Here is a 16,013-nt window from a genome sequence, read left to right as displayed (position 1 = left end):
GGGTGAAATGCCAATCGAACCCGGAAATAGCTGGTTCTCCCCGAAATAGCTTTAGGGCTAGCCTCATACGAGAGTACCGGAGGTAGAGCACTGACTGGGCTAGGGGCCTTCGCGGGTTACCGAACCCAATCAAACTACGAATGCCGGTTACTTGATGTATGGGAGTCAGACTACGAGTGCTAAGATCCGTAGTCGAGAGGGGAACAGCCCGGACCGCCGGCTAAGGTCCCGAAGCGGTGCTAAGTGGGGAAGGATGTGGGGCTGCGAAGACAACCAGGATGTTGGCTTAGAAGCAGCCATCATTCAAAGAGTGCGTAATAGCTCACTGGTCAAGTGGCCCTGCGCCGAAAATGAAACGGGGCTCAAGCACCGCACCGAAGCCGCGGATCTGAGAGGTGAGAGGTGAGAGGTTGGAAGTGGGAATAACGATTCTCACATCTCACTTCTCACATCTCACCTCTCAGGTGGTAGGGGAGCGTTCCCACCGGGTAGAAGTCACACTGGGAGGTGTGGTGGACTGGTGGGAAGTGAGAATGCCGGTATAAGTAAGCGAAAAGGCAGGTGAGAATCCTGCCCGCCGAAAGCCTAAGGGTTCCTGGGGAAGGCTCGTCCGCCCAGGGTAAGCCGGGGCCTAAGCCGAGGCCGAAAGGCGTAGGTGATGGGGAATCGGTTGACAATCCGATGCCACCGGTAGGCCGATTGAGGATGGGGTGACGCAGGAGGGTAGGCCAAGCGCGCGGCTGGAAAGGCGCGTCCAAGCCGGTAGGGTGTGGGACAGGCAAATCCGTCCCACTCAAAAGCCCGAGAGGTGATGGGGAGGGAAATAAAAGTACCGAAGTGGCTGAACCCAAACTGCCGAGAAAAACCTCTAACGAGGAATACCGGTGCCCGTACCGCAAACCGACACAGGTAGGCGAGGAGAGAATCCTCAGGCGCGCGAGAGAACCCTCGTTAAGGAACTCGGCAAACTGACCCCGTAACTTCGGGAGAAGGGGTGCCCCGGTAGCGTGAAGGTATGAACTGCTGGAGCGCGAGGGGGCCGCAGAGAAGAGGCCCAAGCGACTGTTTACCAAAAACACAGGTCCCTGCGAAATCGAAAGATGAAGTATAGGGGCTGACGCCTGCCCGGTGCTGGAAGGTTAAGGGGAAGGGTTATCCGAGAGGAGAAGCTCTGAACCGAAGCCCCAGTAAACGGCGGCCGTAACTATAACGGTCCTAAGGTAGCGAAATTCCTTGTCGGGTAAGTTCCGACCCGCACGAAAGGCGTAACGACTTGGGCGCTGTCTCAACGAGGGGCTCGGCGAACTTGTAGTACCCGTGAAGATGCGGGTTACCTGCGACGGGACAGAAAGACCCCGTGGAGCTTTACTGCAGCCTGACATTGGACTTCGGTATTGCATGTACAGGATAGGTGGGAGGCAGGGAAGCCGGGGCGCCAGCCCTGGTGGAGCCGACCTTGGGATACCACCCTTGTGGTATTGGAGTTCTAACAGGGTACCGTGGAGCCGGTACATGGACAGTGTCAGGTGGGCAGTTTGACTGGGGCGGTCGCCTCCTAAAAGGTAACGGAGGCGCCCAAAGGTTCCCTCAGCGCGGTTGGAAATCGCGCGTAAGAGTGCAAAGGCAGAAGGGAGCTTGACAGCGAGACTGACCGGTCGAGCTGGGACGAAAGTCGGGCTTAGTGATCCGGCGGTAGCGAGTGGAAGCGCCGTCGCTCAACGGATAAAAGCTACCCCGGGGATAACAGGCTTATCTCCCCCAAGAGTTCACATCGACGGGGAGGTTTGGCACCTCGATGTCGGCTCATCGCATCCTGGGGCTGGAGTAGGTCCCAAGGGTTGGGCTGTTCGCCCATTAAAGCGGTACGTGAGCTGGGTTCAGAACGTCGTGAGACAGTTCGGTCCCTATCCGTCGCAGGCGCAGGAAACTTGAGAGGAGCTGTCCCTAGTACGAGAGGACCGGGATGGACAGACCGCTGGCGTACCAGTTGTCCCGCCAGGGGCAGCGCTGGGTACCCAAGTCTGGTGGGGATAAGCGCTGAAAGCATCTAAGCGCGAAGCCCTCCTCAAGATAAGGTTTCCCACCCAGCACTCAACTGAGCTTGTCAGGCCAATCCACTTAAGGAGAGATTGGCACGCTCAGTTGAGTGCTGGGGTAAGACCCCTGGAAGACTACCAGGTAGATAGGCCGGGCGTGTAAGCCGGGTAACCGGTTGAGCGGACCGGTACTAATAGGTCGAGGGCTTGACCTGGACGAACGAAACTCCGCTGTGAAGTTTTGAGGGAATAAAAAATTTCCGGTGGCTATACCGGAGGGGAAACACCCGTTCCCATCCCGAACACGGAAGTTAAGCCCTCCAGGGCCGATGGTACTTGGGGGCCAACCCCTGGGAGAGTAGGTCGCTGCCGGAAAGTATTTTTCATACCCCCGGTCTGTAACCCGGGGGTATTTGCATGTATTAAGAACCGACACCGGTTTGACGTCGGGTCATGATGTTAAAATACCCTTAAGTTCCGGGAAGGAAAAAGCTTCTGCATACATCGTATGGCAAAGAATGGCATGCCTCAAATCACAGGATAATTGCTTTATCCAAACCCGCGTGATATGATAAAAACTAAGATTTTTATAACGGGGGGATTGGGTTTGCATCTGCTCGCGCAGCGGTTAACCGAATGGCTTAAAGAACAGGTCACCGCAAGGGGCGCCCGGGGTTATGTGGTAGGTTTAAGCGGCGGTATTGATTCCGCTGTTACGGCTGTATTATGCAAGCGGGCCTGCCCGGATAGCGTCCTGGGGGTAATCATGCCCTGCTACAGCAATTCCCAGGATGCGGAGGACGCCAGGCTGGTGGCCAGGACCTTTGATATTCCTTTTAAAGAAATCGTGCTGGACGAGCCCTTTGCCCTTCTGGTTCGCCTTTTGACCGGTGAAGATTGCAACGTGGAGAAAAAGGATCTTTCCATTATCAACATCAAGCCAAGGCTGCGCATGATCACGCTTTATTTTTATGCTTCCCGGCTGCAATATCTGGTTGCCGGAACGGGCAACCGCAGTGAAATAACCGTCGGTTATTTCACCAAGTATGGTGACGGCGGCGTGGACCTTTTGCCCATTGGCAACCTCGTCAAGCGCCAGGTTTATGAGCTGGCTGAATACCTCGGCATACCGCGGCGTATTATAGAAAAACCCCCTTCTGCCGGTCTGTGGGCCGGGCAAAACGACGAGGCGGAGATGGGCATAACATACCAGGAACTGGATGAATTTATCCTCACCGGTAAGGCTGACGACCGGGTAAGGGAAGTAGTCAAGTGCCTGGCGGCTAAAAACGCCCACAAAAAGCAGATGCCAGCCCTGCCACCTTTTTAGCCTTCCTCATAGATACCGCCGCCCAAGTGGTTATGCGAAATTACCCCGGCGCTTTTGGGTGGGGAAGGAGGTTGTGAGAGATGTCCGGTCATTCCAAATGGTCAACCATCAAACGGAAAAAGGCCAAGGTGGATGCCCAGAGGGGCAAACTATTTACCCGCTTGTCCAGGGAAATTATCGTGGCGGCTCGTCTGGGAGGCGGAGATCCAGACGCCAACCCCAGGCTGAAAGCGGCAATACAGCGGGCTAAGGAAGCCAATATTCCCAATGAGAATATTCAACGGGCCATCCAGAAAGGCACCGGTGAACTGGGCGCGGCCAACTACGAGGAACTGATTTACGAGGGCTACGGTCCCGGTGGGGTGGCGGTTATGATGGAGATCATGACCGATAACCGGAACCGCACCGCCGGGGAGATCCGGCATCTTTTCTCCCGTCACGGCGGTAATCTGGGTGAAGCGGGCTGCGTCTCGTGGATGTTTTCCAAAAAGGGCGTTATCGTAGTAGAAAAAGATGGCCTGGATGAGGATGAGTTAATGCTCACCGCTCTGGAGGCAGGGGCCGAAGACATGAAAACTGAAGAGGACGAGTTTGAAATCATCACCGCTCCCGAGGATTTCGAAAAGGTGCGCCAGGTCCTGGTGGAAAAAGGTATCCCCATTGCCGAGGCGCAGGTAACCATGGTGCCCCAGAGCACGGTTAAGCTTGCCGGCCAAGAGGCGGAACAAATGATGCGTTTGATGGAAGCCCTTGAAGATCACGACGATATTCAGGAAGTGTACGCCAACTTTGAACTGGAGGATTACTAGGGAATAAACCTGGAGAAGTATGGTTCCGGCAAAAAGTGGCAATAATATGGTCGGTAACGAATTGCAGTTTTAAGGAGTGTCCGGAACCATGTTTAAAAGGTTACTCTATGCCTTCGCGGGCTTGTTGATGATGCTTGGGGTAGCCATAACTGTCTACCTGGGCTTGAACCTCCTGGGGGAACCCTCCATCAAGCCTGGCCTGGCTGTCTTTGACTCCGGCGACCAATCTATTCTGCCGGTGAAAAGCGACACTTTTGTCCAGGAAGAAAGAGAATATCTTTGCGGTGACATCCACATTGTCTTTTTGGGTCGTGCTCCCCGGGAACTGCTCGGGTTGGACCGGGAAGACCTGGCCAGGCGTTATCCCTCGGCTGAGGGCTGGAGCATGGAAGAGCAGGGCAGGATGTTAATATTAAGGCAGCAGGTCAAGGATTTCTGCCCGGAACACAAGAACTACCGGCACCTGGGTGTTCACGAGGGCTACCTGGCCGTATTTGAGGGACCCCTGGGTTATGATGAAAAACTGCTCCGGATAGAAAAAAATATGCCCGTAGCCACCCTTCATCCCGATTTACAGTTGAAATTGCACAAGGCGGGCGATTTTAACCGCCAGGATCCGGAAACCCAGGCTATTTTGCGGGCGGAACTGGAGTTTCCTTCTGAGCAGGCAGTAAACGCCATGCTGGAAAACCTGGATGAGGCAACGGAGTCCGGGACTAATCCCGGGCTTGATTTTTGATTTGGTGGCAGGAGCCCGGGCGGGTGGTGTGGAATTTTTTAGAGGAGGAGAGAGTTCTATGCGGGTTATTGGTGTCGATCCGGGCACGGCCATCACCGGCTATGGCATAATCGAACTGCAGGGAAACCGGCTGACGGTGGTAGCCTACGACTGCATTACAACACAAGCCGGCCTGCCTATGCCTTTTCGGCTGCAGCATCTTTACCGGCAGCTGGAACTGGTGCTTAAACTCTATCAACCCCAACAATTTGCCGTGGAAGAACTTTTTTTTAATAAAAATGCCCGCACAGCCCTGGCCGTGGGACAGGCCAGGGGAGTGGCCCTCCTGGCAGCCGTAAATGCCGGTCTAACAGTAGCCGAATATACCCCCCTGGAGGTTAAACAGGCCGTGGTTGGTTACGGCCGGGCGGCCAAGGAACAGGTCCAGTACATGGTGCGGGCCCTCTTATGCCTGCCCGAAATCCCCCGCCCCGATGATGTGGCAGATGCCCTGGCGGTGGCCATCTGTCATGCCCACCGCCTTGGTTGTCAAGGGACAAAGGGAGGAAACCCATGGCATGATTGCCTTTCTCAGTGGTAATCTGTTGGAAATACAGGAGGATGGCATTATTGTGGATGTCCATGGGGTAGGGTACCTGGTGCGGGTACCCCTATCCATGGTGAGCCTTCTACCGCCAAAAGGGCAGCCGGTGCGCCTGCATACCCATTTAATCTGGCGGGAAGACGGGCCGGCCCTCTTTGGTTTTTCCAGCCGGGTGGAGCTGGAAACCTTTCGCAGTCTGTTAAATGTGGCCGGAGTAGGCCCCCGGGCGGCCCTGGCTATTCTCTCTACGGTAACCCCCGGCACTTTGCGCCGGGCGGTGGTGGAGGAAAATGAAAACATTCTTACAGCCGTTCCCGGGATAGGTAAAAAAACGGCCCGGCGCATTATCCTGGAGTTGAAGGACAAGCTGGCAGACATGGTTTTCGAGGCTGACGGTACAGATGATACAGGTGAAACAGGTACTCCGGGGAACGAGGGGGAAGCCGTAGCTGCCCTGGTGGCTTTGGGTTACGCCCAGATGGAGGCCCGCCGGGCCGTGCGGCAGGTCCGCCAGCAGGCCGCTTCCGGTTCTACCGAAGAGTTGCTGCGGTCCGCCCTCCAGTGGCTGGGCCGGCAAAAAAACGCTTGACCGGTGATGGGGGTGTTTACCCTTGGAAGAAAGGCTGCTTTCCGCCGCCTTTCGGTCGGAGGACGGGGAAGGCGAACACACCCTGCGGCCACGGCGGTTGCAGGATTTTATCGGCCAGGAAAAAATTAAGGAAAGCCTGTCCATTTTTATAAGCGCGGCCAAGGAGCGGGGGGAAGTGCTGGATCACGTGCTTTTGTTTGGTCCCCCTGGCCTGGGTAAGACCACCCTGGCCGGCATCATCGCCAGCGAGCTGGGGGTAGGCATCCGGGTCACATCGGGTCCGGCCGTGGAACGCCCCGGTGACCTGGCAGCCATTCTGACCAACCTCTCCCTGGGAGATGTGTTGTTTATTGACGAAGTCCACCGCCTGAGCCGACCGGTGGAGGAAATACTGTACCCGGCCATGGAGGACTTTGCCCTGGATATTGTCATTGGTAAAGGACCGGGGGCCCGTTCCCTGCGCCTGGAGCTGCCCCGGTTTACCTTGATTGGCGCCACCACCCGGGCCGGCCTGCTTACATCTCCCCTGCGGGACCGCTTTGGAGTAATTTGCCGGCTGGAATATTACGAGGTCAACGATCTGGTGCAGATTATCTCCCGTTCGGCCCATATTCTCGGGATTCCCATAGAAGCGGAGGGGGCTTTAGAAATTGCCCGGCGCTCCCGGGGAACACCCCGGGTGGCCAATCGTCTATTAAAACGGGTGCGGGATTACGCCCAGGTCCGGGCCGGAGGCATAATCACCCGGGCAGTAGCTGTGAAGGCGCTGCAGTTTCTGGAGGTGGACCCCCTGGGCCTGGATCATACTGACCGGCGCCTCCTGCACATAATTATAGAGAAGTTTAACGGCGGGCCTGTAGGCCTGGATACCCTGGCGGCAGCTGCCGGGGAAGAAGCGGGTACCCTGGAGGATGTTTTTGAACCCTACCTTTTGCAGATAGGGCTCCTGGCCCGTACACCCCGGGGGCGGGTGGCCACCCCTGCGGCCTACAAACACCTTGGCTTACCTTTAAAACGAGATCCTGTTCAAGCCAGCCTGTGGTAAAGGTGATGTCCAATGAAAATACTGCTGCATACCTGCTGTGGCCCCTGCACCATCTATCCCCTGGACTACCTGCGTAATGAGGGGCATATAGTCCACGGCTATTTTTTCAACCCCAACATCCACCCCTATACCGAGTGGCAAAAGCGCAGGGAAACGCTGGAAAAATACGCCCGGGAACAGGAACTCCCCGTAATTTTCGACGACGATTACCCCCTGGAACAATTTCTGCAGATGGTCGTTTACCGGGAAGCACGGCGCTGCCAGTTCTGTTACGCCCTGCGTTTGCGGCAGGCGGCCCGGGTGGCCAGGCGGGGGGGTTTTGATGCCTTTACTACCACCCTGCTGGTCAGCCCCTTTCAAAAACACGACCTGCTCCGGGAAATTGGCGAGGCCGTAGGTGAGGAATTAGGGATCCCCTTTTACTATGTCGATTTCCGTCCCGGTTTCAAGGAAGCGGTGGCCCGCTCCAAAGAGCTGGGTATGTATCGCCAGCAGTATTGCGGGTGCATATATAGTGAAAAGGAGCGCTACTACCGTTCTTCCAGAAGAGAAGGTGCAGGTGAAGAGAAATGATGTACGGCTTGGGTAAAATGATCGCCCTGATGGGTATTTTCCTGCTGGTCGTCGGCGGCCTGCTCATGGCATCGGAGAGGCTCTTCCACCTGGGCCGTCTCCCGGGAGACATCTTTATCCAGAAAGGCAATTTTACCTTTTACTTCCCCCTTGTTACTTCCATTATCTTGAGCCTTATCCTCACGATAATTCTAAACCTGATTTTTCGACGTTAGCTCCTGAATGGCAGGAAACTGGGAGAAATGCGTCGAAATTACCTGGGTGGGGGTAATTTTACATCCAGGAGGTTAATGTTTAGTGTTTAAAAAGAGCTTGAGTTCAATTATCCTTCTTTTAGGACTGCTGGCCCTGCTGGGTTATCCCGCTTTGCCTGCATTGGGGGAGGTCGTGGTGGCACCTCATGACGTCCGGGTCGGCCTGGTACAGCAGGCCAGTCAGGTTGCGTTTTCAGTAACGGGAAATTATCAACTGGTTGATTATGATACCAGTAAGATTATATCTGAAGTTGTTCCCGGCCAGCGCTGGGAGGTGTGCTATTCTCCAGAGGGCCTGGAATTGTACAGGGATGGCACCCGGATTGGCAGCTTTAAAGGACCTTTAAGGTTGCGGGGCAAGGTATTTCAGGTGGACGTTCTTTCGGGGACAGGAAAACAAATAGAGCGGGAGGGCGGCCTGCACGCCCTGGGGGCAAACGGCAAGAAGGTCGTGCTCAATAATCTGGCGGGCGTCAGCGTAATGGGTGCCGGGGGGCAAATGAAAAAAATTGCCCCTGCCGGGGGGCTGAACCTGGTTGCCCTCTACCAGGGGGATCAGGCCCGCCGCTACAGGGGCGATATGGAGTTCCGCCTGGATGACAAGGGGATCACGGTGGTTAACCAACTGCCCATTGAAGAATACCTTTACGGGGTGGTGCCGGCGGAAATGCCTGCCCACTGGCCCGGGGAAGCGTTAAAGGCTCAGGCGGTGGCCGCCCGCAGTTATGTCCTGGCCCAAATGGGGACCTACGCGAGCCAGGGCTTTGATGTACTGGCCACCCAAGCAAGCCAGGTATACCGGGGATACGATGGGGAGCATCCTGCCACCAGCAAAGCGGTGGATGAAACCAGGGGAATTGTAGCAACCTACCGCGGCCGGCCCATCAGTGCCGTATTTCATAGCTCAAGCGGCGGGTACACCGAGAACAGTGAGGACGTCTGGAAAAGCCAGGTGGATTACCTGCGCGGCCGGCCGGACCCGTTCGATCGCAACCCCCAGAACAAGCATTACGACTGGACCAAAACTTACACCGCCGGGCAGCTCAAGGAGCAACTGGCCGCGGCGGGGTATCGCTTCAGTGAAATTTACGATTTAATAGAAGTGGAGCGCACTTCCACCGGCCAGCGGGTGAAGTGCCTTGCGGTTAGCGGTTTGGGCCTGGACGGCCAGCCTTTAACCATCGAAATCGGCCGTGATCCCCTTAAAGGAAAAGCCGATGAGGTGCGCCGCGCCCTGGGCTTAAAAAGCGCCTGTTTTACCATGGAAAAGATCATGACAGGCAACGGAGCGCCGGGGCAGCAGGACCCGTCGGCTGAGCAGGTCGTACCCGCTCAGGGTCAGCAGGATGGCCACCCCCGTTTAGTGAAGGTTACCTTCCGGGGGAGCGGCTGGGGCCACGGGGTGGGCATGTCCCAGTACGGCGCCCTTGGCATGGCTTCCCAGGGTTATAGTTACCAGGAAATCTTGAAATACTATTATTCAGGTGTCCAGATAGTTTCCAATTATGGCGCCTGAAGTTCGGGTGATGGTTTTTTGGACTTGCAGTTGAGTGACTTTGATTACGAGCTGCCGCCGGAACTAATAGCCCAGGACCCGGCCCCCCGCAGGGATGAGTCCCGGTTGATGGTGTTGTTCCGGCAGGATGGCCGCATGGAACACCGGTTGTTCCGTGATATCGTGGAGTACCTTTCACCTCCGGATGTGCTGGTGATCAATGATACCCGGGTCATTCCGGCCCGGTTGACGGGCCGCAAAGCGGAAGGCGGGGCAGAAGTGGAGGTTCTACTCCTCAGGCCGCTGGACGAGCGGCGCTGGGAGGCGCTGGTACGTCCGGGGCGGCGGCTGAGGCCCGGTACCCGCCTGGTCTTTGGCGATGGTCTGGCTGAGGGTTTGATCGAGGATGTCACCGCTGCGGGCGGCCGTGTAATATCCTTTACCTCTGCCCTTTCCTTTGAGGATGTGCTGTCCCGGCTGGGCAAGATGCCCCTGCCTCCCTACATTAAAAAGTACCCGGAAGATCCCGAGCGTTATCAGACAGTTTACGCCCGGCAGGAGGGGTCCGCCGCGGCTCCCACCGCCGGGTTGCATTTTACCACGGAACTGCTTGGCAGGATTGAAGCCAGGGGTGTGCAGCTGGTTCGGGTACTGCTGCACGTGGGATTGGGCACCTTCCGGCCGGTGAGGGTCCAGGATATCACCCGGCACCACATGCATGCCGAATATTACGAGGTTACTGAAGAAGCCGCCCGCGCCATAAATGCGGCCCGCGCCCGGGGTGGGCGGGTGGTGGCCGTGGGCACGACCACCACCCGGTGCCTGGAAACGGTGGCGGACACCGACGGGCAAATACGGCCCGGGACGGGGTGGACGGATATCTTCATCTATCCCGGCTACCGGTTTAAGGCCGTGGACGCCCTGGTGACCAACTTCCACCTGCCTAAATCCACCCTTTTAATGATGGTCAGTGCCTTTGCGGGCCGGGAGAAAATTTTATACGCCTACCGCACGGCGGTGGAAATGCGCTACCGCTTCTTCAGCTTTGGCGATGCCATGCTGATTCTTTAGCGTGTGCTGCCGGGACATTCATGACGACTTTATCGTCGCTGCGGCGACATTCCGGTAGAGAGGTAGAGAGACCCGTGACCGTTAGCTTTTCCATCATCAAGGAAGATGCCCGCACCGGGGCCCGGGCGGGGGTTCTCCATACCCTTCGAGGGGACGTAGAAACCCCGGTGTTTATGCCCGTGGGTACCCAGGCCACGGTGAAAACCATGACCCCCCATGAAGTATGGGACCTGGGCGGCAGGTTGATCTTGAGCAATACCTATCACCTGTACCTGCGTCCCGGCGCCGGCCTGATCCGGGAGGCCGGGGGGCTGCACCGTTTCATGGGCTGGACCGGCCCCATTCTCACCGACAGCGGCGGCTTTCAGGTTTTCAGCCTTGCGTCTCTGCGCCGTATTGAAGAAGAGGGCGTCTGGTTTCGTTCCCATATAGACGGCAGCGAGCACTTTTTCAGCCCGGAAAAGGCGGTGGCCGTTCAGGAAGCCCTGGGTTCGGACATCGCCATGGTCTTTGACCAGTGCGCCCCCTATCCCTGCACCTATGAAGAAGCCCGGGAAGCCATGGAACGGACCAGCCGCTGGGCGCTGCGTTGTAAAGAAGCCAGGCGGCGGGAGGACCAGGCCCTGTTTGGTATTGTTCAGGGAGGTGTGCACCGGGACCTGCGGGAAAAAAGTATAAAGGATTTGGTGGAGCTGGATTTTCCCGGATACGGTATCGGAGGGCTCAGTGTGGGGGAGCCAAAGGATATCATGTATCAGGTTCTGGACTATACCGTTCCCCTGCTGCCCCGGGAGAAGCCCCGTTATTTGATGGGCGTGGGGTCGCCCGACTGCCTGCTGGAAGGGGTGGCCCGGGGGGTGGATATGTTTGATTGCGTTCTGCCTACCCGCATTGCCCGCAACGGGACTGTTTTCACCCGTGACGGGAAACTGGTGGTCCGCAATGCCGAGTACGCCCGGGATTTTCGCCCCCTGGATCCGGAGTGCGGTTGTTATGCCTGCCGGCACTTTACCCGGGCCTACATTCGCCACCTCATCAAGGCCAACGAAGTGCTGGGTATACGCCTGACCACCATCCATAACCTGCATTTTGTTCTCGAGTTGATGAGGAACATTCGCCGGGCTATCTTAGAAGGAAATTTCCACGAGTATAAAGAGGCATTTCTGGCCCGCTGGAACAAAAATTAAATTTTTCTCCCCGTCTTAAAAGGGAATTGGCTTTCCAGCACGAATAATAACTTGTCAGGAGAAAGGAGGTTTCATATGAACCAGCAGGTCGTTTCGTTGCTCTACATTGTAGCCCTGTTTGCCCTGCTCTATTTCCTGCTTATTCGCCCCCAGCAGCAACGGCAGAAAAAGCACATGGAAATGATCCGTAACCTGAAGGTAAATGATCCCATTGTGACGATAGGTGGTATCTATGGTACCATAGTTAAGATAAAGGATGATACCCTGGTGGTGCGGGTGGCGGACAATGTGCGGATTGAGATCTTGAAAAATGCCGTTGCCCAGGTAAGGCCACGGGAGGAAGAAGAGGAAAAATAAACCTGGTTTCCCGGAAGAGTAGGCATTCCTACTCTTTTTCTCCGTAAACATGGTATTGGTTAAAAATACCTGGCGGTTTCAAATAGATACCCATGACGCTTTCAGCGCCACCAGCAGAGGGTGAAAAAGGCCGCCGTTTTACACGAAGCGAGCGACATTGAGCCGAGCAGATACCAAACTTAGCAAGACCGAGGGCGGAGGCAGGGCCGAGGACATGGATGCTGAATGGGCCGGGAACCCCGCCGGAGCCCGAGGTCGAGCGATAGTTTGGCCTGCGAGGCTCACCGGAGCGAGCGCGTGCAAACGGCAGGCAAGTGCTTTTTTTCAGCTCAGGGTTCTTAAGTTAAGGAGATGGGAATTCTTTGGTTACCCTGGAAGATATCAAAAACAACCCGATCGTGGACAGCTTCATCCGCAAGGGCAACGAGTACCTGGGAGTAATGGGTTTCACCGAGCACAGCTACCGGCATTTAAACCTGGTGAGCAGTATTGCCCGCAGCATCCTGGAGCGGCTGGGCTACCCCGAAAGGGAAGCCGAGCTGGCGGCCATCGCGGGTTACCTGCACGACATTGGCAATGTGGTAAGCAGGAACGACCACGGTATTTCCGGGGCGGTCCTGGCCTTTTCTATTTTGAACGGCATGGGCATGCACCCCGATGAGATAGCCACGGTAATCTCGGCCATCGCCAACCACGAGGAGCAGTACGGCCAGCCGGTCAACAATGTGGCGGCGGCCCTGATTGTGGCCGACAAGTCCGACGTACACCGTTCCCGGGTACGCAACCAGGACTTTGCCACCTTTGACATACACGACCGGGTAAACTATGCCGTGGAACATGCCTTTATCTGGGTGGATAGGGAAAAACGCACCATTACCATGGATCTCACCATTGACATTAATATCTGCCCGGTCATGGAGTATTTTGAAATCTTCCTGACCCGGATGACCCTTTGCCGGCGGGCAGCCAGCTTCTTGAAGTGTAATTTTGAGCTGATCATAAACGGTTCCAGGTTGCTCTAGTGCAGTTTGAGAGGGGATTTGGTCATGAAGTGGAACAAGATTTTTATTCTCGCGGGCATCGTGGTGATCGTGGCCCTGGCCACAGTAGCCGCAGTATCGCCGGTTTTTAAGAACAATCCCTATCTGGGGAAATATCTGCCCCTGGTTAAAGACATTACCCTGGGCCTGGACCTGCAGGGCGGGGTTCATGTGGTCCTGGAGGCTAAAGACACCCCCGAAGTGAAGGTTACCCCCGATACAATGAAACAGCTGATGGCCGTAATTCAGCGCCGCGTAGACCAGTTCGGGGTGGCGGAACCGGTTATCCAGCAGCAGGGGCGGGACCGGTTGATTGTGGAAATTGCGGGCAGGATAGACCCCGAGGAAGCCGTGCGCACCATGGTGAAAACGGCCTACCTGGAGTTTAAAACCATGGACGGCAAAACGGTGGTTACCGGGGCCGACCTGAAGGATGCCATTGAATCCAAGGACCCGGTTTCGGGGCAGATCACAGTAGATCTCACCTTTAATGCCGCTGGGGCCAAAAAGTTTGCCGAGGCAACGGCGGCCAACGTAGGCAAACCCATAGCCATTATTTTGGACGGGCAGGTGTTGCAGGCTCCCGTTGTCGATGAACCCATTCCCAATGGAAAAGCCCAGATTAGGGGTTACCAGTCCCTGGAGGAAGCCCACAATATTGCCATTCTGTTGCGTTCCGGTGCCCTGCCGGTAAAGGTGGAGGTGGCGGAAAAACGGGCCGTGGGGCCGGCCCTGGGGGCCGACTCCCTGGATAAGTCCAAGCACGCCGGCCTGGTGGGTGTGCTGGCCATTTTGATCTTCATGGTCATGTACTACCGCCTGCCGGGACTGGTGGCCGATTTTGCCCTGCTGATCTACGCCCTGATTGTCCTGGCCATTTACGTGGGCCTGCATGTGACCATGACCCTGCCGGGCATCGCCGCCTTCCTGTTGTCCCTGGGTATTGCCGTTGATGCCAACGTGATTATCTTCGAGCGCCTGAAGGAGGAGTTGCGGACCGGTAAGAGTTTGCGCTCGGCCATTGATGCCGGGTTCAAGCGGGCTTTTACTGCCATCTTTGATGCCAACGCCACCACCCTCATTGCTGCCGTGGTGCTCTACTTCTTCGGCACGGGTCCCATCCGGGGCTTTGCCATTACCCTGGGGATCGGTATTGTGGCCAGCATGTTTACGGCCATCACCGTTACCCGATGGCTGTTGCACCTGGTGGCGGCAAGCGGCCTGGTGAGAAACGCGAAAGCTTATGGGGCATAGGGGGGTGCAAAGGACATGCATTTCATTAAGCTGCGGAAAATCTGGTATGCCATATCCATTGCGGTTATTCTGCCCGGATTGATCTCCCTTATGCTTCAGGGGTTGAATCTTGGCATTGATTTCACCGGCGGCAACTTGCTGGAGGTCCGTTTTGCCGAACCGGTGCCGGTGGAAAAGGTGCGGCAGGTGGTGGCCGCCCAGGGACTGGAGGTCAGCCGGGGCATTCAAAAAAGCGGCGCTACCGATTACATTATCCGCACCCGGCATTTGACGCAGGATGAGTCGGACAAGTTGATCGCGGCTCTTTCTAAGCTGGGCAAAAGTACCGTGTTGCGCAACGAGTCGGTGGGTCCCACCATCGGCCGGGAGCTGACTACCAAGGCCATCCTGGCCCTGTTGATAGCTTCGGTGCTGATGGTTATTTACATCACCATTCGTTTTGAGTTCAAGCAGGGAATTGCGGCCATTATTGCGCTTCTGCATGATACCCTGGTCGTTACGGGTATCTTCTCCCTGTTCCGGATTGAGGTGGACAGCGCCTTTGTGGCGGCCCTTTTAACCATTATCGGATACTCCATAAACGACACCATTGTCATTTTCGACCGCATCCGGGAGAACATGCTGACCCGCAAAAAAGGGGAAAGCCTGGAAGATGTGGTCAACGCCAGCCTGTGGCAAACCCTGACCCGGTCCATTAACACGGTGCTGACGGTGGTTTTTGTGCTGGTGGCCCTTTATTTCCTGGGCGGCAGCACCATCCGCAACTTTGTCCTGGCCATGCTTATTGGCGTGGTCAGCGGTGCCTATTCCTCCATCTTCAATGCCAGCCCCCTGTGGGTGGACTTCAAGCTTATGGAAAAGCGGGCCAAAGTAAAGGAAGCCCGCGCTTAGGCGGGTTCACTAAAATGTAATTGTTCAGTAAACCCGCTACCATCGGCACGGTGCCGCGTTGTCCAAAGCGAGCGACTTGCGGAGCGCTGGTAACAGCACCCGGCAAAGCGAGGGTAACCGGACTGCGGCGCGAAACCAGCGGCACCGAAATGTAGCTTTAGAAAAGGTAACTTACTGAAATGGCAAAAAGATGACAGTAAGGTACAAGTGCCATGCCGCCTTTGCAGCGCCGCTAGTCCGGTCCGAAGCGAGCCGCGGTGCTGTCAGCGCGGAGCACCGGAGCGAGCGTGGACAACGCGGTACCATAGCCGGGTCACTGAACATTTACTCTAAAATAAAAGTAATCTTGCAGTTGTACAAAGCGGTGGCAAAATGCCGCCGCTTTTTTGTTTAGCATTGACCGCACGGGGAAAATTAAAATTAAACCATGTTCACGGGAGGCTGACCCCGGTGGATGAAAGGGAAAGGCGCATTCTGGAGGCCCTGCGGGACAAAATCACCGAGCTGTCCATTAACATGGAAAAGATGAAACTGGCCGAGTATGTTCAGCTTTTAGAACAGCCCGGCCGCCTGCTCTACGTTAATTTTCTTTCCGGCCTGGCCCGGGGTGTAGGTGTAGCCGTGGGTTTTGCCCTGCTGGGGGCCATCCTGATTATGATATTGCAGCGGCTGGTAATGCTCAACCTGCCGGTAATCGGGGGCTTCATCGCCGAGATTGTGGCCATTGTCCAGAGCCGCCTGGGTAGTCCCCCCTAAGGGA

16 protein-coding genes and 2 rRNA genes (1 of these 18 running past the window's edge) are annotated in these 16,013 nt (G+C 56.3%); all 18 read left to right on the top strand.

Features of this window, described 5'->3' with window-relative positions; genetic code table 11:
* Window positions 1-2,251 (top strand): 23S ribosomal RNA (locus G7K71_RS03405) (it extends 976 nt beyond the left edge of the window).
* 44 nt (window positions 2,252-2,295) lie between these two features.
* Window positions 2,296-2,411 (top strand): 5S ribosomal RNA (gene rrf / locus G7K71_RS03400).
* Between the two features lie 232 nt (window positions 2,412-2,643).
* Complete coding sequence (nadE, locus tag G7K71_RS03395; RefSeq protein ID WP_243174549.1) at window positions 2,644-3,366, top strand: NAD(+) synthase; 723 nt, start codon at window positions 2,644-2,646, stop codon at window positions 3,364-3,366.
* Between the two features lie 80 nt (window positions 3,367-3,446).
* A complete protein-coding gene (locus G7K71_RS03390) occupies window positions 3,447-4,175 on the top strand; it encodes a YebC/PmpR family DNA-binding transcriptional regulator (RefSeq protein ID WP_013821787.1) in 729 nt (242 codons plus the stop codon).
* Window positions 4,176-4,263: 88 nt separating this feature from the next.
* Complete coding sequence (locus G7K71_RS03385; RefSeq protein WP_166343511.1) at window positions 4,264-4,914, top strand: hypothetical protein; 651 nt, start codon at window positions 4,264-4,266, stop codon at window positions 4,912-4,914.
* Between the two features lie 58 nt (window positions 4,915-4,972).
* Entirely contained in the window at window positions 4,973-5,494 is a 522-nt protein-coding gene (gene ruvC, locus G7K71_RS03380) for a crossover junction endodeoxyribonuclease RuvC (RefSeq protein WP_013821789.1), read from the top strand.
* Entirely contained in the window at window positions 5,424-6,086 is a 663-nt protein-coding gene (gene ruvA / locus G7K71_RS03375; RefSeq protein WP_166343509.1) for a Holliday junction branch migration protein RuvA, read from the top strand. Before ruvC ends, ruvA begins: the two co-directional genes overlap by 71 nt.
* Before the next feature lie 22 nt (window positions 6,087-6,108).
* A complete protein-coding gene (ruvB, locus tag G7K71_RS03370; protein WP_166343507.1) occupies window positions 6,109-7,131 on the top strand; it encodes a Holliday junction branch migration DNA helicase RuvB in 1,023 nt (340 codons plus the stop codon).
* A 12-nt stretch (window positions 7,132-7,143) separates the two neighbouring features.
* Window positions 7,144-7,704, top strand: a complete 561-nt coding sequence (locus tag G7K71_RS03365) for an epoxyqueuosine reductase QueH (RefSeq protein ID WP_166343505.1) — start codon at window positions 7,144-7,146, stop codon at window positions 7,702-7,704.
* Window positions 7,701-7,919: a DUF2905 domain-containing protein gene (locus tag G7K71_RS03360; protein WP_166343503.1), complete on the top strand. Its 219-nt coding sequence runs from the start codon at window positions 7,701-7,703 to the stop codon at window positions 7,917-7,919. Before G7K71_RS03365 ends, G7K71_RS03360 begins: the two co-directional genes overlap by 4 nt.
* Before the next feature lie 82 nt (window positions 7,920-8,001).
* A complete protein-coding gene (locus G7K71_RS03355) occupies window positions 8,002-9,474 on the top strand; it encodes a SpoIID/LytB domain-containing protein (protein WP_166343501.1) in 1,473 nt (490 codons plus the stop codon).
* A gap of 24 nt (window positions 9,475-9,498) precedes the next feature.
* Window positions 9,499-10,524 (top strand): tRNA preQ1(34) S-adenosylmethionine ribosyltransferase-isomerase QueA, encoded by a 1,026-nt coding sequence (gene queA / locus G7K71_RS03350; RefSeq protein ID WP_041283149.1) that lies wholly within the window; start codon window positions 9,499-9,501, stop codon window positions 10,522-10,524.
* Between the two features lie 74 nt (window positions 10,525-10,598).
* Window positions 10,599-11,711 carry a tRNA guanosine(34) transglycosylase Tgt gene (gene tgt / locus G7K71_RS03345; RefSeq protein ID WP_041282765.1) on the top strand — a complete coding sequence of 371 codons (1,113 nt, stop codon included), beginning with the start codon at window positions 10,599-10,601 and terminating at the stop codon, window positions 11,709-11,711.
* A gap of 75 nt (window positions 11,712-11,786) precedes the next feature.
* Entirely contained in the window at window positions 11,787-12,068 is a 282-nt protein-coding gene (gene yajC / locus G7K71_RS03340) for a preprotein translocase subunit YajC (RefSeq protein ID WP_013821797.1), read from the top strand.
* A gap of 362 nt (window positions 12,069-12,430) precedes the next feature.
* On the top strand, window positions 12,431-13,090 hold the full coding sequence (locus G7K71_RS03335; RefSeq protein WP_166343499.1) for an HD domain-containing protein: 660 nt from the start codon (window positions 12,431-12,433) through the stop codon (window positions 13,088-13,090).
* A 24-nt stretch (window positions 13,091-13,114) separates the two neighbouring features.
* Window positions 13,115-14,362 carry a protein translocase subunit SecD gene (secD, locus tag G7K71_RS03330; RefSeq protein WP_166343497.1) on the top strand — a complete coding sequence of 416 codons (1,248 nt, stop codon included), beginning with the start codon at window positions 13,115-13,117 and terminating at the stop codon, window positions 14,360-14,362.
* A gap of 15 nt (window positions 14,363-14,377) precedes the next feature.
* The gene (secF, locus tag G7K71_RS03325; protein WP_166343495.1) at window positions 14,378-15,253 is read left to right on the top strand and encodes a protein translocase subunit SecF; all 876 of its coding nucleotides are present in this window, start codon (window positions 14,378-14,380) and stop codon (window positions 15,251-15,253) included.
* A gap of 450 nt (window positions 15,254-15,703) precedes the next feature.
* Window positions 15,704-16,009 (top strand): DUF5665 domain-containing protein, encoded by a 306-nt coding sequence (locus G7K71_RS03320; protein WP_166343493.1) that lies wholly within the window; start codon window positions 15,704-15,706, stop codon window positions 16,007-16,009.
* The last annotated feature ends 4 nt before the right edge of the window (window positions 16,010-16,013 follow it).

The sequence above is a fragment of the Desulfofundulus sp. TPOSR genome (genome assembly GCF_011393055.1).
GTDB lineage: Bacteria > Bacillota > Desulfotomaculia > Desulfotomaculales > Desulfovirgulaceae > Desulfofundulus > Desulfofundulus kuznetsovii.
The sequence above is the reverse complement of the archived record's forward strand: the minus strand, read 5'-3'. Positions and strand labels throughout refer to the sequence as shown.